The 21,348-nt window shown below is 68.0% G+C and carries 16 protein-coding genes and 1 pseudogene; 12 read left to right on the top strand and 5 right to left on the bottom strand.

Annotated elements, in window-relative coordinates; genetic code table 11:
- Window positions 1-26 precede the first annotated feature (26 nt).
- Window positions 27-1,868: an Hsp70 family protein gene (locus tag ACN27C_RS19435; RefSeq protein ID WP_422747229.1), complete on the bottom strand. Its 1,842-nt coding sequence runs from the start codon at window positions 1,866-1,868 to the stop codon at window positions 27-29.
- 113 nt (window positions 1,869-1,981) lie between these two features.
- Between ACN27C_RS19435 and ACN27C_RS19430 the strand changes: the two genes are divergently transcribed.
- The gene (locus ACN27C_RS19430) at window positions 1,982-3,022 is read left to right on the top strand and encodes a DUF6745 domain-containing protein (protein WP_422747227.1); all 1,041 of its coding nucleotides are present in this window, start codon (window positions 1,982-1,984) and stop codon (window positions 3,020-3,022) included.
- A 190-nt stretch (window positions 3,023-3,212) separates the two neighbouring features.
- On the opposite strand, the gene ACN27C_RS19425 is transcribed toward ACN27C_RS19430, so the two are convergent.
- Window positions 3,213-3,887: an HNH endonuclease family protein gene (locus tag ACN27C_RS19425; RefSeq protein ID WP_422751652.1), complete on the bottom strand. Its 675-nt coding sequence runs from the start codon at window positions 3,885-3,887 to the stop codon at window positions 3,213-3,215.
- 316 nt (window positions 3,888-4,203) lie between these two features.
- Between ACN27C_RS19425 and ACN27C_RS19420 the strand changes: the two genes are divergently transcribed.
- A protein-coding gene (locus ACN27C_RS19420) for an IS5 family transposase (RefSeq protein ID WP_422751651.1) occupies window positions 4,204-5,003 on the top strand; the annotation gives its coding sequence in 2 pieces (ribosomal slippage) (window positions 4,204-4,540 and window positions 4,540-5,003; 801 coding nt in all).
- Here the strand turns inward: ACN27C_RS19420 and ACN27C_RS19415 are convergent.
- Together ACN27C_RS19415 and ACN27C_RS19410 are read right to left on the bottom strand one after the other, a co-directional pair.
- The gene (locus ACN27C_RS19415) at window positions 5,000-8,404 is read right to left on the bottom strand and encodes a hypothetical protein (protein WP_422747225.1); all 3,405 of its coding nucleotides are present in this window, start codon (window positions 8,402-8,404) and stop codon (window positions 5,000-5,002) included. The genes ACN27C_RS19420 and ACN27C_RS19415 overlap by 4 nt on opposite strands.
- Before the next feature lie 12 nt (window positions 8,405-8,416).
- On the bottom strand, window positions 8,417-9,175 hold the full coding sequence (locus tag ACN27C_RS19410) for a hypothetical protein (protein ID WP_422747223.1): 759 nt from the start codon (window positions 9,173-9,175) through the stop codon (window positions 8,417-8,419).
- Window positions 9,176-9,903: 728 nt separating this feature from the next.
- Between ACN27C_RS19410 and ACN27C_RS19405 the strand changes: the two genes are divergently transcribed.
- The 3 genes from ACN27C_RS19405 to ACN27C_RS19395 all read left to right on the top strand — a co-directional run bounded on the left by ACN27C_RS19405 (window position 9,904) and on the right by ACN27C_RS19395 (window position 12,848).
- A complete protein-coding gene (locus ACN27C_RS19405) occupies window positions 9,904-10,233 on the top strand; it encodes a hypothetical protein (protein ID WP_422747221.1) in 330 nt (109 codons plus the stop codon).
- Between the two features lie 3 nt (window positions 10,234-10,236).
- A complete protein-coding gene (locus ACN27C_RS19400; RefSeq protein WP_422747219.1) occupies window positions 10,237-11,328 on the top strand; it encodes a hypothetical protein in 1,092 nt (363 codons plus the stop codon).
- Window positions 11,329-12,113: 785 nt separating this feature from the next.
- A complete protein-coding gene (locus ACN27C_RS19395) occupies window positions 12,114-12,848 on the top strand; it encodes an HAD family hydrolase (protein WP_422747217.1) in 735 nt (244 codons plus the stop codon).
- On the opposite strand, the gene ACN27C_RS19390 is transcribed toward ACN27C_RS19395, so the two are convergent.
- Window positions 12,845-14,116, bottom strand: a complete 1,272-nt coding sequence (locus ACN27C_RS19390) for a helix-turn-helix domain-containing protein (protein ID WP_422747214.1) — start codon at window positions 14,114-14,116, stop codon at window positions 12,845-12,847. The two genes, ACN27C_RS19395 and ACN27C_RS19390, sit on opposite strands and share 4 nt — an antisense overlap.
- 484 nt (window positions 14,117-14,600) lie before the next feature.
- Here ACN27C_RS19390 and ACN27C_RS19385 point away from each other — a divergent pair, with 484 nt between their 5' ends.
- From ACN27C_RS19385 to ACN27C_RS19355, 7 genes and pseudogenes are all read left to right on the top strand, one after another.
- A complete protein-coding gene (locus tag ACN27C_RS19385; RefSeq protein WP_422747212.1) occupies window positions 14,601-16,007 on the top strand; it encodes an APC family permease in 1,407 nt (468 codons plus the stop codon).
- 5 nt (window positions 16,008-16,012) lie between these two features.
- On the top strand, window positions 16,013-17,029 hold the full coding sequence (locus ACN27C_RS19380; protein WP_422747211.1) for an acetamidase/formamidase family protein: 1,017 nt from the start codon (window positions 16,013-16,015) through the stop codon (window positions 17,027-17,029).
- Entirely contained in the window at window positions 17,026-17,703 is a 678-nt protein-coding gene (locus ACN27C_RS19375; protein WP_422747209.1) for a GOLPH3/VPS74 family protein, read from the top strand. The genes ACN27C_RS19380 and ACN27C_RS19375 overlap by 4 nt, the downstream gene beginning before the upstream one ends.
- A gap of 931 nt (window positions 17,704-18,634) precedes the next feature.
- Window positions 18,635-18,967, top strand: a complete 333-nt coding sequence (locus ACN27C_RS19370; RefSeq protein ID WP_030501719.1) for a hypothetical protein — start codon at window positions 18,635-18,637, stop codon at window positions 18,965-18,967.
- A 150-nt stretch (window positions 18,968-19,117) separates the two neighbouring features.
- Window positions 19,118-19,606: a hypothetical protein gene (locus ACN27C_RS19365; RefSeq protein ID WP_422747207.1), complete on the top strand. Its 489-nt coding sequence runs from the start codon at window positions 19,118-19,120 to the stop codon at window positions 19,604-19,606.
- Between the two features lie 12 nt (window positions 19,607-19,618).
- Entirely contained in the window at window positions 19,619-20,440 is an 822-nt protein-coding gene (locus tag ACN27C_RS19360) for a phosphotransferase family protein (protein WP_422747205.1), read from the top strand.
- A 61-nt stretch (window positions 20,441-20,501) separates the two neighbouring features.
- Window positions 20,502-21,065: pseudogene (locus tag ACN27C_RS19355) on the top strand (methyltransferase domain-containing protein); the annotation flags it as partial.
- Window positions 21,066-21,348 lie beyond the last annotated feature (283 nt).

Here is a 21,348-nt window from a genome sequence, read left to right as displayed (position 1 = left end):
CGTTGGGTGGTATCCGGTTGGTGGGGTCATTGCGGCGGCCGGTGGGGGTGGTGGGGGCGTAGGAGGTGGGTCCACATCTGGCGTAGCCACCAGGTGGTCACGGCGATGGCGTAGATGGCGCCGAGGATGCCGGAGGCGGGCCAGGAGACCAGGGCGGCGGTGATGACGGCGAGGGGTGCGCTGAGGATCAGGCGCAGGATCGGCTGGGACACGACGGCCATGACGGTGCCGATGCCCAGGAGCAGGCCTCCGGCTCGGCCGGCGAGGTCGATCCAGAGGAGCAGGTGGGGCCACCGGTCGGCGGTCAGGCTGTATTGGATGAGCAGCATTCCGGTAGCGGCGGTGATCACGGATCCGGTGGGGAAGGCGAGCAGTTTCGACCATCCGCCTGCGGGGGTGCGCCATTGCCGGGTGGCGATGAGGGCCATGACGGCGGCGGCGGTGATGGTCGGGGTGATGGGTAGCAGTGTCCAGCGCAGGAAGCTGTTGACGGGGTAGCCGACGTAGAGGCTTCCGACGACGGCGTACATGCCGCTGACGGCGACGCCGAGGGAGGCTGCGGCGAGGATGCCGGTGCCGGTGTGTGTGCCGGGGCTGGTCGGGGTGGTGGTGCGGTTGGCGATGGTGGAGGCGAGGACGGTGCCGGCGCTGAGGCAGGCGATGACGGCGAAGACGGCGGCCATCGTCAGCTCGCCCCAGTTGAGGATCGCTTCGCGGTACATGAGGGAGCCGCGCCACTCAGGCGTGAGCAGGAACTGGGAGACCAGGGCGAGGGACGCGAAGCCGGGGAGGGCGATCGCGGCGGCGCGCCGCACCGGCGGTACCGGCTCCTCGGTCGTGGTGGGGTCGGTGGTGTTGGTGGCGCCTGTGTCGGCGGCGCCTCGGGCTGCGGCCAGGGTGGGCTGGTCGACGAGGGTGGGGGTGATGCCGGCGTCGGTGAGGGTCTGTGCCAGCAGGGGTAGGCGGGCGGTGCCGCCGACGCAGTAGACGCCGGTGAGGTCGCGGGGTGTGAGTTCCGCGGCGGTGATCGCTTCGGTGGTGAGGTGGGCGATGCGGTGCAGGACGGGCTGGGCGGCTTGGTCGAGCAGGCCGGTGTGGAGTACCACGGCCGGCCCGTCGGGTAGTGGCACGGTGACGGCCGGATGGTCGGTCAGGGCGTGTTTGCCGGCGCGGAGGCTGGCTGCCATGGCCCATCGTTGCCCGCCGGTGGCGGGTGGGTTGGTGGTGAGTGTGGTGGTGAGGGCGTCGTCGATGGCGGTGCCGCCGGCGGTCGGGTCGGCGAGGGTGGCGAGGACTTCGAAGCCTGCGGGGCCGCGGCGCAGGACGCTGACTTCGGCGGTGGCGCCGACGTCGCAGACGGCGATGTAGGCGCCGACGGGCAGCTGCAGGCCGGTGGCGAGCAGGTGCCCGGCGACGGCGGTCGGCGCGTCGATCAACTGTGGTGGTGGGAGGCCGGCGCGGTGCGCGGCGTGGCGCATCCAGGTGCGTCGTCGCGGGCCCCAGCCTGCCGGGACGACGAGCCGCACGTCGTCGATGCCGGTGCCGGCAATCTGGTGGGCTTGCTCGGCGACGTGGCGCAGGGTCGCGGCGACCAGATCGAGTGGGTCGACGTCGGTGTCGGCGACGGTGAGGCGCTGCTCGGAGGGTTGGCGGGGGTGCGGGATGAACCGGTGCGGTGTGGCCGGTGCGGCCCGCCAGGCGTGGTGGCCGGTCACGGTGGTGCCGTCCTCGCTGAGGAGGACGGCGCTGGGCAGGGCGGGTTCGCCGTCGAAGAGCAGCGGCGTCCAGGTGCCGTCCGGCCATGCCAGTACGGCGGTGGTGTCGGCGCTGCCGTAGTCGATCGCCAGCCGCGCCTGCCCCGATCGCATGGATGTCAGTCAAACATGAAGATCTCATTCACGTCATCCCTGAATCACTCACCGCAACCAAGCTTGGCACCCGGCCCGGCAACAACAGTGAACGCCGGGACTGACGATCGCCCGTGCCACCTGCTGGTGGCGTCTGGCCACTTGACCTGCAGCGGCATCGTCAACGGCATGCCGCGCCATCGATCATTCGTCAGGAGGACACCATGCATGACTCCACCAATCCGATCTCAGCGCACGGACAAGCCGTGGCGAACCGATGGACGCAGGCGGCGTTGTCCTGCGAGCCCGCGGACCAGGCGCGCGCGGAGGCAGCCGTCCGCCTCGCCTACCGCAGCGCCGGGCATCCCGAGCCGTCTCGGTTCCTGTGGTGCCCCTCTCCCCCGACCGCCCTGCAGCAGGTGCGGCAACTGCTCGAGGACGGGCACACGTCGCTGGTCGCCTCGGTTCGCCGCGACGCCCTCAACAACGCGCTGGCAGCAGCACGAGCCCCGATCTGGGAGCAGACCAGCGACCACGACCGGTTCACCGCCTTCGGCGATTTCCACGACTTCATGGAATGGCACGGCTACTACGGCGAGCAGCGCTACGACGGCTTCGAGGCCCGCTACAACCTGATGGAGCACCGGTACCTCTGCAACCCGGTCACCAAGGGCGAGCGGTCCGCGCTCACACCGGTGCTGCAGGCGGTACGGCAGGTGTATAACCAGGTGCTGGGCCCGATCTGGACGGCGATCGACCGCACCCTCACCGGCAGCTACATCATGCAATTCGCCTGGTATTGGAGCGACGAGCAGACGATCGTGAAGCGCAACGACGAGGGACGCGCCGTGATCCGTTACTGCCTGAATCCTCGTGACTGGTTCTTCGATCCGGCCTGGAACCTCTACCCCGACTGGCTTGTGCTCGCCGCGATCGACACCTACCAGCAGGTGCTCGGCACGGCACCCACCCCAGGGTGGGAGGGATGCCGTGACGTGGCGCTGGCGGCCGGGCCGTGGTGGCCCCTATCGGGGGTGGCCGTGATGATGCAGCGCCCCACCGTTCTGCGAGTCACCGGCGACGGCCTGCTGCACGGCGTCGACGAGCCGGCCGTTGTCTGGCCCGACGGCAGCACCCTGCGGGCCCGTGACGGTGCCGTCGCCCCACCCGGGTGACCGCCCCGCCGGCGGCACCTACGCCCCTTCCGATTGCGTCTCGGCGCTGGAGGGCGGGTCCGTGTGGCGACCCGCCCTCCAGCGCGTCGGCGCCGCCGTCCGCGGGCGCGCGGGCGGGGCCGATGACGGATGGTTCAGACGTTGCCGTGCGTCGGTGCTTGTGCGGTCAGGCCTGAGGCGGTGCGAGGAGTTAGGAGCTGCAGGTGTTCAGCATGCTCTGCAGCGCGGACTTCTCCGACGACTGCAGGCTCAACCCCCAGTTGTACTTCACAGTGATCCACATCTTGCTGTAGGTGCACCGGTACGACGACAGCGGCGGCTGCCACGTCGACGGGTCCTGGTCACCCTTGGCCTGGTTCACGTTGTCGGTCACGGCGATCAGCTGCGGGCGGGTCAGGTCGTTGGCGAAGCTCTGCCGCCGACTGGTGGTCCAGCCGCTGGCGCCCGAGCGCCATGCCTCGGCCAGGGGCACGACGTGGTCGATGTCGACGTCGGAGGCGGCGGTCCAGGTCGCGCCGTCGTACGGGCTGTACCAGCGGCCCGAGGTCGCCGCGCAGCTGCTGTCGGTGACCACGGACGTGCCGTCGCGCTTGAGGACCGTCTCGCGGGTGTTGCAGGCCCCGCTGATGGCGATCCAGTGCGGGAACAGATCCCGCGAGTACCCACTCGTCGACCCCTCACTCTTCACCGTCAGAGCGTTGAGCTGCGACTGGGCGCTCGCCTTGGACGGAATACCGGGAGGTGTCGCCGAAGCCACCGCGGCGTCGACGGCTGCCAGGCCTGCGCTGGCGACCATCACCGCCGCTGCGCCGGTCAGGACACGCCGTGCCAACGCAGATGGGGTGAGTCGTAGGGTAAGTCGCATGAGGGCCTCCTCGGGCATCCGTCGTGGACAGCGACCATCTCGCCCCATCATGTCCATCGACGGTCACCACTGTGAAGAGTGGGGAAGGCTCGCGCGAACACTGACCTCAGCAGTTCCCTTCCCGCGCCACCGGCCCCGGGCGAACTCGCCTGTCCGCCGCCCCGCCGCCGATCCGCCTGTCGAGATGGCGACGCACCGGCGATCAGCAACAATAGGACGTCCTTTAGGGCGTCCTAACTTAATGATGTTGGGCGTAACCGGCCGGACGTGAGGGTCGTTTCGTCTGAACGTGAGCAGGGGTGAGCAGCCGCCGTGGATGGTCTCGGACGAGTTGTGGGCCGAGATCGCACCGCTGCTGCCACCCCGCCCACCACGCCGCCGCCGGTATCCAGGGCGTAAGCCCCTGGATGACCGGAAGGTGTTGTGCGGGATCTTGTTCGTGCTCTACACCGCGATCCCGTGGGAGTACCTGCCGCAGGAGTTGGGGTTCGGCTCCGGGATGACCTGCTGGCGCAGGCTGCGGGACTGGAACCAGGCGGGGGTGTGGCAACGGCTGCACGAGGTGCTGCTGGCCCGGCTGCGCAGCGCGGGCCAGTTGGACATGTCCAGGGCGGTGATCGACGGCTCTCACATCCGGGCGCTCAAGGGCGGCCCAAAACCGGTCCGAGCCCGGTCGACCGCCGCAAGCCTGGCTCGAAACACCACGTCATCACCGACGCCGGCGGCATCCCCCTCGCGGTCACACTGACCGGCGGCAACAGACACGACTCCACCCAGACCACCGCCCTGCTCGACGCCATCCCCCCGATCGGCGGACGCCCCGGCCCACCACGACGGCGCCCCGACCGGCTCTACGCCGATCGGGGCTACGACTACGACAGCCACCGCCAACACGTCCGGGCCCGCGGCGTCACCCCCGTCATCGCCCGACGCGGCACACCCCACGGCTCCGGCCTCGGCACCCGACGCTGGGTCGTCGAACGCACCATCGCCTGGCTGCACTGGTTCCGACGCCTACGCATCCGCTGGGAAATCCGCGACGACATCCACGAAGCCTTCCTCAGCCTCGCCTGCGCCCTCATCTGCTGGCGCCAACTCCAACACACCCAAAGTTAGGAGTTCTTAGGAAGCCCTTCACAAGAAAGGGGTGCACTCTCTAGCACGGCCCGATAGACATCCCGCAGCCCCGGAGCCGTCGCCTCAGCACCGAGACGGCTCACTAGGGCCCGGGCGTGACCGAACCGGAGCCGCGCGGCCTGGAGGAATGCCGCATCGGTGGTCGTAGTGACCTTCTGCGGCAGGTAGCCGAGCAGGAAGACCGCGCGGGCAAAGGCAAACACCTGGTAGTCCCGCCACAGTTCGGCGTCGGTGAATCGGACCGCACTCCCACAGGCGGCGAGCTCCGAGAGGTATACGCGGCACAGCCGTAAACGCGCCTTGTCCCCAGCCTCAGTCAACGGCAGCACGGCGTGATCCTCAATGAGCTGCACGATCTCGTGCAGCAGAGGCTGGCGTGGGTGTTCCTCGAAGTCGAGCGCCACGGCGCTCTCCCTGGAGACCAGCCAGTTCTCCGCGTGGGCGTCCCGGCCGGGCATCGTGCCGGGCCGAATCACCAGCTGACGCGCCCAAGCATCGATCACCGCCGGGGCGTCCGCAAGGCCAGCGCGCTCGGCGAACCTGATCATCATCTCAACCATCCGCGCGAACGCGGCGCCGTCGTCCTCGACCACGCCGCCGAGCCAGTCGTGGATGCGCGCTAGGAACCGAGCCGCCCGCTCGGTGTCGGTGAAACCGGTCCGCGCCTGGCGGCGGTCCTGGATCACCTCGGCAAGGCTGCGCCCGTACGCCCGACGGGTGACGTAGGCGTAGTCGACCGGCCCGCTGGTAAGCGGCAACGGAACCACACCCAGCACAGCCGGCACCTGCATCCACTCCGGCGCCCCGGTGGCCCGGAGGTATAGCTGCAACGATCGGGTCCGGTCCGCCTCGGCTAGCGCGTCCGTCTCATCGGCTGGCTTGATGACCAGCGAGACGGAGAGCAGTTGATGCGGATCGTTCAGGATGAACGTCTGTGATCGGCCGCCCAGCGTTTGGGTCTGGAACTTACGGTTGCCCGCTGCGCGTTCCGCCACCAGTAGCCGCAGCCGGTCGAGTCCGTGTTCGGCGACTAAGTCCGCCACGGTCGTTGCGGCCAGCCACTCGTCGGAAGCGACTGCGGCCAACTCCTCGGGCCCCGCGTCCTCGGCCAGGTTGAGCAGCTGAAGCAGAGGCCAAGGCCAGCTGGCGTCACTCTCGGCTGCCGCCCACGAGCAACGGACGGCATCGGTGAAGTCGATCAACCGGCTTTCCAGCTTCCACAGCTCGCGATGGCAGGCGGCGCTGACGCTCCAGTTCTCCCGGTCCGTCCCCTGGACCGCCTTCGCCTCACGGGCCCGTCGCTTCCACTCGATGGCAGCACGGAACGATGCCGGCCTCCCGCCCGCCCGGCCCGCCCGGTAGTAGGCGTCGCCGAGCAGTCCGAACACCGCCGCCGACTCGTTGCCGTTCGAGACTGACCGGTCGAGCCAGGAGATGGCGGAGGCAAGGTCTTCCGACGCCCGGTTGACCACGTGCAGCCGGAGATACGCCTCGCCAAGATAGCTAGTCAGCTCACGGAGCGGGAGGGCGTACGGGCGTCTCGTGGCCTCCTCGGCACCGTTGACTACGACCGGAGAGGCGGCGCTCGGTAGATCCTCCATCGAGGCCACCCGTGGCAGTTCCGGCCGGTTCCACAGCGTCAGCAGCCGGTCTACCGCTTCTTCGAACAACTCGGCCGCCAGCGCCTCGTCGTGTCGGACGGCCTTGCCGTACTGCAGGGCAGCCAGTCCCAGGCCCCACAGTAGGCGCGGTTCGGGCTGCCCTTCCGCCGAGGGCAGGGCCTCCCGGAACGCAGCGTGGGCTGCCACCAGCAGTTTCCTGCGTCGCACGAGCGCGAGCTCGTCTTCATCGGTGGCGGCCGTCATGCTAGCCAGCTGGCCGCTCAGCCGTCCCACCCACTCGGCAGCCCATCGACGGCCGTCGTCCTCGGTCTGCACGCTGCCGCGCAGGCGGTCTACGACCTGCTCAATTAGCCAGCGGGCACGATTCGTGTCCGTGGCGCCATGCGCCAGCCGCATGACCGCCGAGGCGAGGGGCCCGAGTGGGAGCCAAGCGTCCTCCGGCAGGGAGAGAAGCTCGGCAACGTGATCTTCGAGCAAGGGTAGCCCTGTGCTCCGGGGCTCGCGCAGCAGGAGGAGCAACGAGGCGGTGTGGTAGCGCTGCGCCAGGCCGACGCGGTGCTGGTCGTCGACCTCATCGGGATAGCAGAGGCAGTAGGTGTAGCCCTCCTCGGCCAGCTGGAGTGACTCCTCAGTGTGGCCCGCACGCTGCATCTGGGTCGACCGCTGAAGCAGCGCTGCGGGGAATGCCCGACCCCGAAGCCGCGCACCCGCCACCGAGCAGTAGCGCAGGTCTTCGATCGCCGCGTCCAGAAGCTCGCCGGAGTCACGGCCTTCTGCCCGCTCGATCCACGCAAGCCGTTGGCGGGCAATGCCGCGCTTGGCGCGGACGAGCCCGTCCGGCACGTCGCTGTCCGGGGTCCGGGCCAGAGCCAGGGTGTACGAGTCGACGGCCTCGAGATACCGCGCCGACGCCTCCCGCATCCACGGCTGGGCTGCATCGGTCATCGATGACGCCGTCGTCTCGTATGCGGCCGCTGGATCGGACCAGGCCGCATCACGACCGGAGTACTGGCCGAAGGACACCTGCATGTCACCGAGGCTGGACAACCACGCCCGACCGTCGATGCCGTGCAACACCGCCTCGTCGATCACTAGTTGCGCGTCCGCGCGGACATCGTGTCCCAGGTCGAGCAGCCGCTTGAACGCCTCCAGCCGGTAGCTGAAGTGCTGTGGCGATCGGTCGCCGCGCTCGGCGGCGAAAGCGAAGTCCCGGACGGCGCCGAAGAGGAGGGCCAACGGATCCGGGTCCCGCCGGGCCAAGACGAGCCCGGCGACGGCACGCTGGCCACGCCAGATCCGACCCCGGGCCCCTTGCAGCCGCCCGTCGTTCTCCTCCAGCACCTCCCAGGCGCCGAAGGCCTCGTTCAGGCTGGCCCGGACCAATTCGTTGGCGCCCTGACGGCCGAGCAGCGCCCGGTGCTGGTCGTAGCACGCACCGGCCAGCCGGACGTTGATCTCAAGCCAGGTTCCCGCCCAGCTCAGCGACGGTGGCAGGCAGGCGGCGGTGGCCGAAGCGTCTGCGCGCGCCGCGTGGTGAACCGCGAGCACGATCGCCAGGTCTCGCTCACCGGGCTGAATCCCTGCGTCCAGCAGCGCCTTCCACACTACGCCGGCCACAGCCGGGGCAGTGGTCTCGTCGAACAGCCCTGCGAAGGTCGAACCGCCCAGCCGTCGTGTGATGTCGTCGATGAGAGGAAGGCTGAGCTGGACACCCATCGCGTCCAGCCGCGCACTGATCTCGCTGAGCCGGTCACCCACGGTCGGGCGTCCTTACTGCAGGGCCGGCAGGTCGGCCCGCTTACGACGGTCGCCTATGAGGAAGGCCGTCTGCGGAGCCACCAGATACTGCTCGTGGCGCCCAGCGTCGATGTCGGTACCGCTAACGGCAATGATCTGGTTGTCGCTCGGGTCGTGGCCGATCGCAACGAGCCTATCGATGAGCTCGGCGGCCTGCGGCGTGTCTTGGACGATGTCGTAGACCTCGAACTGCCGCGCGGTCATCGAGGTTCGCTCGGCGGGTGGCTCGAACACCGTCCGAACCAGCGCGAAATTGAGGTCTGCGACCATCGACTCCAGCTCGGCGTGGTTCGCCTCGTGTAGCTCCTCGACCAGTTCCCGCCGCAGGCAGTCGACGCCGGATTCACGCCCCTTGCCCGAGCTGAACCAGCGCATGAACCCGATCGCCCGCTGGCCGGGGACGAAGCCCCGTAGATCATTTTTCATCTCCTGCTGGCGACCAGTCGCTCGCTGCTCGACGAAGCTCAGCCGGTCGAGATCCTGCCGTGCCGCAGAGGTGAACTTGAAGACGCCGCCTGGCGGGCCATACACGCTGGGACGGTAGGGATGATGGAAGAGTACGTAGCAGTCATCCACCTTAACCCGGATCAGGGCAGACATCGAGACCCGGACCCGGTCCGACTGCAGCAGCGTAACTCTCAGCAACGGCAGGTAGCCGCGGTGTCCATAGAGGAAGGAGGCGGCGGCGATCACTATCGCCGTGATCAGCCCCGCGACGATGTTCGCGATCATCAGACGTGTCCATTCCGGGACCAATGGCAACTGTGCGAAGAGACAGGCAGGCTTCGCCACCTGTTCCCACCACAGTGGTGGGAACAGCAGAAATTAACAGTCCTGCCCACTAGATCGCCATGCGGCGACTACTGTCTCCCGGCGGCACTCCCCTGCTGACCACCCTCGTCAAGGCCGGGCCCAACCGCCCTGCGGTACTACCAATGCTGGGCCTGGCCGGAGGGGCATCGGCGTTGAGCTCGGGGCTGTTTCATTCTGCGGGACAACCTGCCGTTCCGGCGGATCGTTGTCGCGATCCCGCACCCAGCGCCGGCGGATGTCGTGAGGGAACCGCCGACGGGGCCGGGCTGCTACCAACGTCCGTGGACAGAACAGCTAGGGCCCGTCACCTGAATCTTCTTTGCCGGAAGCAGGTGGCGGGCCCCCCGAGGCACGGAGACCGCACCCAGGCTGTCGCGGGAGGAGTGCACCCGCTACCTGCATCTGTCGGACAGCTGTTCGCGGACAGCGCGGAACATCCGCCGGAGGTCAGGTAAACCCGGGAAGGTTTAGTCCGTACTGTCGGACCGGAGCCGGGGAGAAGAACTCCTGGCGACGGTGATTGATATCACAGAAGCGGCTTGACGCCGACACGCTCTGCGAAAATGAGGCGCACAACTTCATGGCTGGGGCCTTTGTCTGAATCTTGCCGGAAGCGGACGAAGGCCCTCCGAGGAACGGAGACCCAGGTGACTTCTGCGTCCGTCGACGCGGCGGGCCCTGCCGGTAGCGAGCGTGTCTCGCACGGCTGGGGCGCGTTCAACGTGTTGCTGTCCCTTGCAGTGCTGATCCTCATCTACGACCAGATGTCCTTACCTTTCGGGTTCGAGTGGCTTGAGGACGCAAAGCCGTGGCTACGGCAGGCCCTCGTTCCAATCGGGGCAATGCTTCTGGCGAGCCTCGGGCGGCGCGGCATTAAGCACGCACGCGCCCTCGGTCGCCGCTTCCGGGACAGCTTCTTCGCCCGCATCAAGGTAGAGCTCGACATCAAGGCGAAGACCAAGAGCGGCGACTGTTGACCCGTGCAGACCAAGGCCAGGCCACCGGCGGTGGAGATGCTTCGCGGGCTCGCCCTTAACGGCGAGCTCGCGAAGACTGCTGCCCGAGCCGATCCGCAGCTGCGGTCCGTCCTGACCGGTGCGGCCTTCGAGATCGCCACGCAGGTCGTGTTCGACCGGGTGACGAAACCACTCGAACGCGCCCGCGGCCACTTCCTCTGCGCTACCTCGATGAGCCACCTCACCGAGCCTTGCCACGATCAATTCATGGACGACGTGGCCGCGGTTGTCAACGACATCCTCACGCAGGCCGACAGGCCTGTTCGCGATCTGGAGGCGTGGGTCGCCGTTCGGGCGAAGTCGGTCGTCGTCGACGGTTACCGTCGCCGTCGGGGCGAGCGAGGCGCCCTCCAACGGCCCCGCATGTCGAGTTGGCTGGCCAGCAGGCTGGGCGACGACCGGTGGCTCCGCGAACTCGCCATCGAGATCCTCAACTGGGTCGGCGTGCCGAACACAGCCGGCGTTGACCTCTGGCCGCTAGACGCCTGGGCCGAGCGTCGCGCCCTATCCATCGGCGATCCGGCAGCCAACGAGCCGGCCGCCGTCGCCCGCGACATCGAGAAGGTGCTCGCGGTGATGCGCACCCGGCCACAATTCTTCGAGAGGTACGTGGAACGGCCGCTGGGTCGCAAGCAGATGCCAGTCGTGAGTCTCCATGATGCCGCCGACGCGTCCCTCCTCCTTCGTGATGACCGCAAAGAGGCCGACGACGTCGCCTTGACAGAGCTCGCGGCGACGGCCATCGCCGCGATCGGCCGCCGGATCCTCGCGGGCGAGGATCCGGCGACGGTGACGGCAGAGATCCTGCGCACGGTTTTCGGAACGACCTCGACTGACAGTATGGAACGTCCGCCGCTGGCCGATCCGAATTATGACGAACTAGTCGATCAGCTACTGCTGGACGAGAAAGCTGTGAACAGGATCGCGCGGACGGTCATAGAGATCGTCCAGGACACCGGCGGGACACCGATGCAGGGTGAACATCATGGTCTTCGAATTCCCGCGGCCACTGGCCGAAACCTCGCCGTTTCCCACCGACAACCGCCGCAGAGATAAGCCTCCTGATGCCACAACCCGGGCCCATCACGCTAATCCACCAGTGACGACCCGCAAGAACCTCGCCACGCGATCTCCGAATGAATCGAAGCCCGGAACAACCCACACCGCTGGCACTCCGCGCTTGGCAACCTCTCTCCGGATCGACTACGAACAGTCCACACCCTGGGCGAAGAGATGATCCCGTCGGCTTTCGCGCTTGACTACTGCACAACGATGACAAGAGTCGACAACCTACGCATTACGAGATCAAGATGGGCGACCGTCGACCTCGAAACCTGGCCGTCTACCAGCGGAAACACCTCTCGGCATCTCTCACCACTCCCCACCATCCGGCGACTTTTGCGGCCTTGATGCGGACTGCAGGCGCTGTCGGGGCCCTTTCGGCTGCTAGCGTGTTGAGCGCGGACTACCCTGACCGCGGTGACGACGATCGAGCAGCTTGAACGGAGCGCGTGGGCCGGATCCCGCTCCCGACGCTACGTCTCTCGTGAGACGTAGCACTGGGCTGTGAACCGCCCCGGATCTTGTAAAAACCCTTCGGCAAACCGGGGGACCCTGAGTCCCCATGGGACCACAGCCGGTGGGCCAGACCGGCGGCGAGTTGGCTCTTGCCAACCCCGCCGGGTCCGGCTGCCACCGGACGCCACGGCCCCATCCTTTGCTGCCGCGACGTCGAGTGCCTGGTCAGCGGGGCATTCCTGCCGACAATGCGCCACCGGCCAGCCGCGCACCCCGGAATGCTCGACAGGGGCAGCTGCCGGAGCCTGTGCGACGATGCTTCGATGAACCACAGCAGCGTCGGCTTGGTCATCTGGGACGTTGACGGGACGCTCATACCCGCTGATTTGCGCTGGCTGACGCGCGCGATCGCTCGTGCGTACGGCATCGCGGAGTCGGAGGTTGTCTTCCCTGACAAGAAGGTGCATGGGTATACGGACGAGTCGATCGCCGTGGACACGGCGATCGCTTCGGGCGTGGACCCGTCAGCTGCGGAGGGTGGCGTGCCCGCCTTCCGTGAGGCCATTGCTGCAGTGATACAGGAAGGCCAACAGGAGTTGGCGGAGGTCCAGCCGCCCTATCCAGGTGCCGTGGCGAGCATCGCGGAGTTACACGACCATGGTTTCATCCAGACCGTGCTGACCGGGAATCTGCGTTCGGCCGCCGACGTGAAGCTGCATGTTGCGGGCTTGGATGAGTTTCTTGATCTTCGCATCGGCGGGTTCGGATCGGACGCTCGCGATCGCTTTCAGCTTCCGGCGGTCGTAACGCAGCGCTATTCCGCGATCTACGGTGCTCCGCTCGATCCTGCTCAAGTGATCGTCATCGGGGATGCGCCTAACGACATCGCTTGCGCACGTCACGCCGGCTTTCGTGTCGCTGTCGTCTCTCACCGGCTTGGGCGTCAAGAGTTGGTGTCCTACGAACCTGACGTGATACTAGAGAGTCTTGACCCGATGACGGTGGTGGCCGCCGTCAGTTCGCTGTTGGGTGCGGGCGGGTCGTCAGCTGCCCCTTAGGCGGCCATCTGCTCCTCGAGTTCGAGGACAACCGGCTCGTCACGCCATCGTGCCAACCGCTGCCGGGCTCGTTGGGCTCGAGCGATGCCTCGATGGTTTCCGCCCGCTTTTAGCTGGTCGTAGGTGTGGCCAAGCAGGGCGCAAGATTGTTCAAGTTCGCCGACCTCGGCGTAGGCGCCGGCGAGGTCTACGGCTGCTGCCAAGGCGACGTTGACGTTGGCGTGGTCGTGTTCCAGCATCTGTACTGCACTTTCGAGCACGGTCACGGCCTGGTGGGGCTGGCCAAGGAGGAGATGGCATGTGCCCGCATAGACGTGGAGGCGGGCGCCGCTCCAGTCGCTGTAGAGACCGACACAGTCAACGGGAGACAGATCGTTGACCGCTTCTTCTGCCCGCTTCAGAGCCGCCGTGGCCTCGCGTGGAAGTCGCAGGGCGGCGAAGGCTTGGGCCTGTTCGGCAGCTAATCGAGCTCGTGCGGCGGGACTGAGGGCGGTGGACGCGCGGGCGGCCTCGTCGAGTAGTCGCAGGCCAATCATGATGTCACCGTCTGCTTCGATCAGTGTGGCGGCTTCCGAGTGAAGGTTGCTCTCGAAGATGCGTGCGGTCGCGCTGACCCTGTGGTTGCCCAGCCTGTCGCCGAGCTGGCGAGCGTAGGCACAGTGAGCAAGCGCGAGGGTTCGGTTGCCCTGTGCGCTCCACAATCGGCTGGCGACGATCGAGGCTTCGGCGAGCATCGCTCCGATATCAGTACGAATGGGTGCGCGGCCGGCCTTGCGGTATAGCGTGGACAGGCAATCACGGTGGGCCTCGATCAGACCGAGTAGCGCGTCGGGTGACACGGCCTGGCGCTGCTGGGCCAGCATGCTGGTGAGCGTGGAGAAGCTGTTCCACTCGCCCATCAGGTAGTCGCTTCCGGACGTGCGCGCGAGCATTTCCCCGGCTTTGGAGGAGTACGACGGCGCCCCAGCCGCCTGGAATTCCTGAATGGCAGCCACGCCGTTCCGCACGTGCTGGTTGCTGGCGAGTCGGATGCGATCGTATTCCCGGGACAGCCTGCCGTCGGTTCCCAGCAGTTCGTCGCTCCGGGTCCAGAAGTCACGCCCTACGCGCTGCCGGCCGGTCTCCACGTTGGCGATCGTGCTCCGTCCATACCTCACCAGTGGCGCAAACGTCTCTTGCGTGTAACCAGCGGCCTTGCGGCTGCGGGCAAGCATCTGACCAAGGGCGCTCCAGACATTGGCCACGTCTTGCGGTGGCACGCTCGGCATCAGCAGCTCCCGATTAGTACGGACGCTCGCGCAGGCGCGAGACGCGGTGGCCTGGGAGCACTGTAGTGCAGGATTACGATGCGTAGGCCAACCAGCGGCTTCTTCCAACATTCTCCGACAAAGTTCCGACATCGCACTCGCAGGTGACCCGAGCTCGCGTGACCTGCGATTCCACGCCCGTGACCTAGAGCTGGCCGAGGCTGATTATGAGCTTGAAGCCGATCGACAACGAGATGGTGTGCCCCAGCACGACTGCGTGATCCTCAACCCCGACCTCCAAAGAAGGGGCGTCTTGTCAAGGGATTGTCAGACGTTGACGATGAGCCTTGCCGACCTCGAGCATGTTCGCCTTTAGTCACTCTCGTCGCCGATGGCGCATTCCGCGTTTCGGTCCTGAACGCATTACCACCAAACCCATCACGGACGGCGTTCCCGGCGGCACAGGTACCGATGATTGATTGACGAAATCTGAGGGGGATCCCGGATGCCGGATCATGATGAGCTGAAGCGTTACGGCTACACGCAGGAGTTGGCGCGTCGCCTCCGATTCCGGGACCTGGTCGCGTATGGCTTGGTGTATATGGTGCCGATCGCGCCGATGGCGATTTTCGGCAGCGTGTACGCCGGCTCCGGCGGGATGGTGGCCCTGGCGTACGCGGTCGGTGTGGTGGCCCTCGTTTTCACCGCGTTCTCGTACGCGCAGATGGTGAAGGCGTTCCCGATGTCGGGCAGCGTCTACAACTACGCCGGCCGTGGCATCAGCGCGCCGGTCGGTTTTCTGGCCGGTTGGGTGATCCTGCTCGACTACGTTCTCGTGCCGGGCTTGCTGTATCTGGTGGCGTCGGTGGCGATGCATGCGACGGTGCCGGCGGTGCCGGTGTGGTTGTGGCTGCTGGGGTTCGTCGCGGTGAACACGGTCGTCAACTCGGTCGGCATACGGATGACCGCGATGGTGACTCGGGTGATGCTCGTCGGCGAGTTGATCGTCCTGGCGGTCTTTCTGGCCGTCGCCGGCTGGGCTCTCGCCTCGGGCAGGGGCCGGTTCAGCTGGGATGCGTTCTACAACTCCGACACGTTCACCTGGTCGGTGGTGGCGGGGGCGGTGTCGATTGCCGTGCTCAGCTTTCTGGGTTTCGACGGCATCAGCATGCTGGCCGAGGAGACCAGGGGCGGCTCTCGGCAGATCGGCCGGGCGATGGCCGCCGTCCTGATCCTGGCGGGGGTGTTGTTCATCGCCCAGACGTGGCTGGCCGCGATGCTCGTCCCCGACCCCGGCGTGCTCCTGGCGCAGGGCGATCCGAACGGCACCGCCTTCTACGACGCCGCCGCGGTGGCCGGCGGCGGTTGGCTGGCGACGCTGTGCGCGGTGGCGACGGCGATCGCGTGGGGGTTACCGAACTCGATGGTCGCGCAGGTCGCGACGTCCCGGCTGTTGTACGCGATGGCCCGCGACCGGCAGCTCCCGAGCTTCTTGGCGAAGGTTTCGGTACGCCGGAACGTGCCGATCAACGCGACTCTGCTCACCGGCGTCGTGTCCCTCACGCTGGGTCTGTACATGGCCACCCGCGCTGACGGGATCACGCTGCTGTCGTCGCTGATCAACTTCGGGGCGATGGTCGCGTTCCTGGTCCTGCACGTCTCCGTCGTCGTGCACCACCTCATCCGGCGGCGCAGCGGCAACTGGTGGGCGCACCTGGTCATGCCGGGAATCGGGTTCGCGATCCTGGCCTATGTGGTGGTGAACGCGAACATCGCCGCGCAGCGTCTCGGCCTTGCCTGGCTCGCTCTCGGCATGGTCGTGCTCGCCGGCCTCTACCTGTGCGGCCGCCGCCCGTCGCTGTCCGGCCTGGCGCCAGTGCAGCGGTCCGCTCGTGACCTGGAGCGGGTGTGACCACGATGTCTTCCGGAAGTCACTTCACGTATCGGCCGGCGCGTGACGAGTTGGCCTACACCTTCGGCGGGCGGATCCCGGTAGCGCATGTGCGCTCCGGTGACGTGTTCACCGTGCACACCGAGGACTGCTTCGGCGGACGGGTGCGAGGGCTGGCGGATCTGCCGTCGCAGGTGTGTGCGATGCCGTATCTGAATCCGGTGTCGGGGCCGTTCTTCGTCGAGGACGCCGAACCCGGCGACACCCTCGCCGTCCACATCGCCTCGATCGTCCCGGCCCACGACTGGGGAGTATCCGCGACGTTCCCGTACTTCGGGGCGCTGACCTCCACCCCGCACACCGCTACCCTCCAACCACCCCTCGACGAACGCGTCTGGGTCTACGACATCGACCCCACCGCCGGAACCGTGCGGTACCGCGCGACCACCAGCGACCACAGCGTTGAGCTGCCGCTGGATCCAATGATCGGCACGATCGGCGTCGCCCCCGCCGCGATGGAAACCCGCGCCACGATCGTCCCGGACTACTACGGCGGGAACCTCGACACCCCGCAACTGCGCCCCGGCACCACCCTCTACCTCGGCGTCAACGTCCACGGCGCGCTCCTCGCCCTCGGTGACGGACACGCCCGCCAAGGCGACGGTGAAGCGTGCGGGGTCGCGGTGGAGATCGCCACCGTCACCACCCTCGCCGTCGAGGTCATCAAGGGCGGCCTTCCCACCGCATGGCCGCGGCTGGAAACCGACGCCGCGATCATGTCCGTCGGCTGCGCCCGACCACTCGAGGACGCCTACCGCATCGCCCACCAGGACCTCACCACCTGGACCGCCGACCTGTGCGGGCTGGACACCCTCGACGCCTACCAGCTCATCTCCCAAGCCGGCCGGGCGCCGATCGGCAACGTCTGCGACCCCAACTACACGATCCTGGCCGCCATCGACAAGGCCCACCTCCCCCAGCCGCAGCCCGCCTACGCAGACGCCCACGCCCGGCTCCGCAGCCTCATCCAGGGGCGGCCATGACCGCTTCGGTGCCCGGTCTGCCGCTGCGCGATGAGCTGTACCTGCTCGCCCACAACGACGACACCGGCCAACCCCACATCCACCGCCAAGCCCTGGCCCTCGGTCTCGCCGGCGCCGTCCTCATCGACCTCGTCCTCACCGGCCGCACCACCCTCGACGGCAGCGGCCATCCGGTCGGGGAGCAGCGGGTTCGGCTGCACACCGACCGGCCCGTCGGCGACCTCATCACCGACGCCGCCCTCACCAGCCTGCGCCACACCCGGCCCGCCCCACCGCTGCGCCACTGGCTACGCGGCTTCGCCGACGACCTCTACGAACGCACCCGCGCCGGCCTGCACGCCGCAGGAATCCTCCGCCACACCAGCCACCGCCGACTCGGCGGACTAATCCGCGCCGACACCTACCTACCCACCCACAACCGGTGGCCCGTCATCGCCCGCGCCCGCCTGCGCTACCTCGCCGACGGCCGCGAACAACCCGACAACCACACCGCCGCCCTCGCCGGACTCGTCGTCGCCCTCAACCTCACCGGCCACCTCTATCTCCACGACGACACCACCACCGTCGCCAACCAGCTGCGCGCCATCGCCGACCAACACCACCGGCCCGTCCGCGACATCACTACCGCCGTCGACGCCGCCGTCGGCGACCTCGCCACCGCCACCTACCGCTAACCACGAGGAAGGAACCCCCGACACCGTGATGCTCCGCTCGACGGTCCCCACCCGCCTGGCGGTGAACCTGGTCGGCAGCGTCCTGCTCGCCGACTGCTCCCCCAGCTCCCCCGGCCATCCGACGCCCGCGTCGACCACGTCAGCGGCCACCGCCAGCCGATCCGCCACCACGCACCCCAGCGCCACCGGGCCAGGAATGACCCCGTGGCAGCGGCTCACCGCCCTCGCCGACCCCATCGACACCACACCCGGCGAGGCGCCGAAGAAAACGAACGAGCACCTGCCCGGCGGCCTGCACCCATACCTGCCCGAAGCACTCCTGAGAAACGCGGACGTGCTGGCCGGCGCGGTAGCGCCCCGAGAACTGGCCACCGACCTCGCCTATCCCCGGCTGCTCATCAGCGGTGTCGTCGCGCTCGTGAGCAGCCAATACCTCAACCAGGCCCCATGGGCGACGAGCCTGCGCGTCCTCGCCGACATCCCCGGCATCACCTACCGCGGCCAGAGCACCGGCCTGACGTTCGCCGTCACCGCCGACGGATCCACCTCGCAGCTCCTGGACGACCCGCAAAGCGGCGAGGTCCTCGCCGCGCACGAACGGCTGACCGGCCGCCGGGCCGGCCTGTTCTCGTACGTCCCCATCCCCGAACGCGGCCACACCACCCACGCCGGCGCCCCGTCGGACCCTGACCGGCCGGCCACCAACCTCCAACATCGCAGGCGCGGTCAGCAGCAGGGGTCACCCGAGCTGCGACGCGTAGCCACTGCAGCACCAGGCAACCGAATCATCGCCACCGCCAACCGACTGCGGCGAAGGAAAGAGGTACTTCCTCATGGATCTACGAACGTGGGCCGGCTCTGGCCGTCGAACGGGCCCGAGCGAGCAACCCTGCCAGGAGTGGCAGGTGCGAGCACCCAGGAGCTGTCGGTGATGTCGTCGCAGTTGCAGACGCCGGGCGCCGGCCCGACGCCAGATCGGCCGCGCTACCGCACGGAGACAACGCCTCCTCACACCCCGCTGCGGCCGACGTGGGCATGCCGGGCATGCGGTCAAGCGTGGCCGTGCCCGCAGGCCCGGCTGCTGTTGAAAGTGGAGTACGAATCGGCTCTCTCTGCGCTCTCGATCTACCTCAGCGGGTTGATGTTCGAGGCGATGCGTGACCTGTTCCACCTCAACCCCCACGACGGACCGAGCCCGCAGGAGATGTTCGACCGCTTCGTGGCCTGGGGCCCATTCCGCAGATCAATCCTGAAGCAGCAGTGAGCAAACACCGCAGCCTGCCGCTGGTGAGAGGACCTCCGCGACGGCCTGGCCGCGACGTCCCCTCTACATCACCGCACGACAAACGCTCGCATCACCGCCCCGACGGCGACGTGATACGCGCTCATCCCCGTTCGCGATCAAGGAGGAACCTTGAGCATCACCGCAGACAAACTCGTCACGACCGTCGCACAGGACCCGCGCACGCTCGTGTCGGCTGAGGTGTTCGACAAGCTGACCCGCTACTTCGCCGCCCGGCAGGAGGTGAGCCACACCTACGCCGAGCGTGCGGTCGGGCAATTCCTGGTCTTCCTGAAGGCCCACGCCGACCAGGCCGGCAAGCCCGACTTCGGGATGCTCCTGCCGACCGGCGAGTCCTACCGGGTCGTGCCCACCCGACCGGTCGACGCCGTCTGGCACGCCCTACTGCAGATCAGCGAGCCCTACACCGCCGCCTGCCACCAGATCGCCGGCCACTACGTGCACCACCGGCCGATCCTGACCGAAGCCATGCGAGACGGCACCGCGATCACCTACACCCTTGCGGCGTTGCACGACACCGGCTACCAGATCGACATGGAATTCTGGGGCGGTGAGGCCGAGTCCTGCTGTCCGCCGAACCCGCCGCAGCCCGGCCGGTAGCAGGAGAACCTGATGCGCAGCGACTGGACGGCCCTGCCCCGCAGCGTGATCACCAGGATCACCGAACAGGTCGGTGGAGCGTTCGAGGCATCCCCGGCAGCCGACGGCAACCACGCCGAGATCGCCTCGACCGTCACCGGCCCGTCCGGACCGGTCTTCGTCAAAGCGGCCTGCGGCGAATGGGGCGTCCGGTCGCTGCGCTACGAGCTGGCCGTCACCCAGACCGTCGACCGGTACCCGCCGGCGCTGCGGTGGCACTTCGAGGCCGATGGCTGGCTGGTGGTGGGGACCGAGCATCTCGCCGGTCTCCACCCCGACCTGTCCCCCGGCAGCCCGGATCTCGACCTGCTCACCGCCGCCCTGAAAGACCTTCAGCAGACGCCGGCACCGGGCGATCGGTGGTTCACCCCGGCCGACCGGCTCGGGTTCGCGCACCCGGCGATGGACGGCGGGACACTCGTGCACTCCGACCTTAACCCGACCAACCTGATCGTCACCTCGCACGGCCTGCGCATCGTCGACTGGGCCTGGGCCACCAAGGCATCTGCCTGGGTCGAACTGGCATTACTCGTCCAATGGCTGATCGGCAGCGGCCACACCGCCGACCAAGCCGAAGACTGGCTCGGGCAATTCCCGGCCTGGACCGCCACAAGCGCTGACGTGCTCAACCATTTCGCCTCGGCCAACGCCGCGAAGTGGGCGACCAAGGCCCGACACAACACCGAGCGCTGGGTACACGACCTCGCCCAATGGACCGGCGACTGGGCGATCCACCGGGCCCACGGGCGCATAGCTCAAGGCCGTGAGCCGCAGCCGAGGGCCCGGCAGTCTTGACAACCCGCAGGCTGGACAAGGTCACCCCAAGCCCCAGGATCTCGGCCCGACCAGGTCAGGAATGAACTCGCGCGCTGAGCGCCCGAACCGCAGGGAGCCAACGATGGCCGATCCGCTCGACACCGAGCTCACGGAGACGGCTCGCGCTCGACTGGTCGACAAGCTGCTCGCCGACGGTGCGATCACCTCACCGGCCGTGGAAGCGGCCTTCAGACGGGTCCCCCGCCACCTGTTCACGCCCTCGGGAGTCAGTGTCGAGGCCGCGTACGCAGACGACGTGGTGGTCACCCGCCGCGGCCCGGACGGCAAGGCGACCAGTTCGATCTCCGCGCCGTGGCTACAAGCCGCCATGCTGCACGCCGCCCACCTTCAACCCGGCCCACGCGTGCTAGAGGTCGGATCCGGCGGCTACAACGCCGCGCTCATCGCCGAGGTCGTCGGCCCACACGGCACGGTCACCAGCATCGACATCGACCCCGCCGTCATCGCCCACGCCCGCACCGCCCTCGACACCGCCGGCTACCCGCACGTTGCGGCGGTGCACGCCGACGCCGACAAAGGATGGGCAGCGGCCGCCCCGTACGACGCCATCATCGTCACCGTCGAAACCAGCGACATCCCACCCGCCTGGACCGACCAGCTCGCCCCCGACGGCGTCCTCGTCGCACCGCTCCGGATGCGAGGCCACACCCGCTGCCTCACCCCGTCACACCACACCACCTACGCGGCGACGACGTCACCGTATTCATCGACGACCCTGTCACCGAGGCCCTGGATCTCCGCGCGCTACCCGCCGCCCTCGACGGACCGCGGCACGACGCCTGGTCACCAGTCACCACCCCACCGGCGACCCCGTTCGACACCCTGCAACTATGGCTGGCCAGCCAACCCCACCCTCACGGCCTGCT

The sequence above is a fragment of the Micromonospora sp. WMMD1219 genome, assembly GCF_049315215.1.
Taxonomy (GTDB): Bacteria; Actinomycetota; Actinomycetes; order Mycobacteriales; family Micromonosporaceae; genus Micromonospora; species Micromonospora tulbaghiae.
Note: the sequence above shows the minus strand (reverse complement) of the source record. Positions and strands in the feature narration are given on the sequence as shown.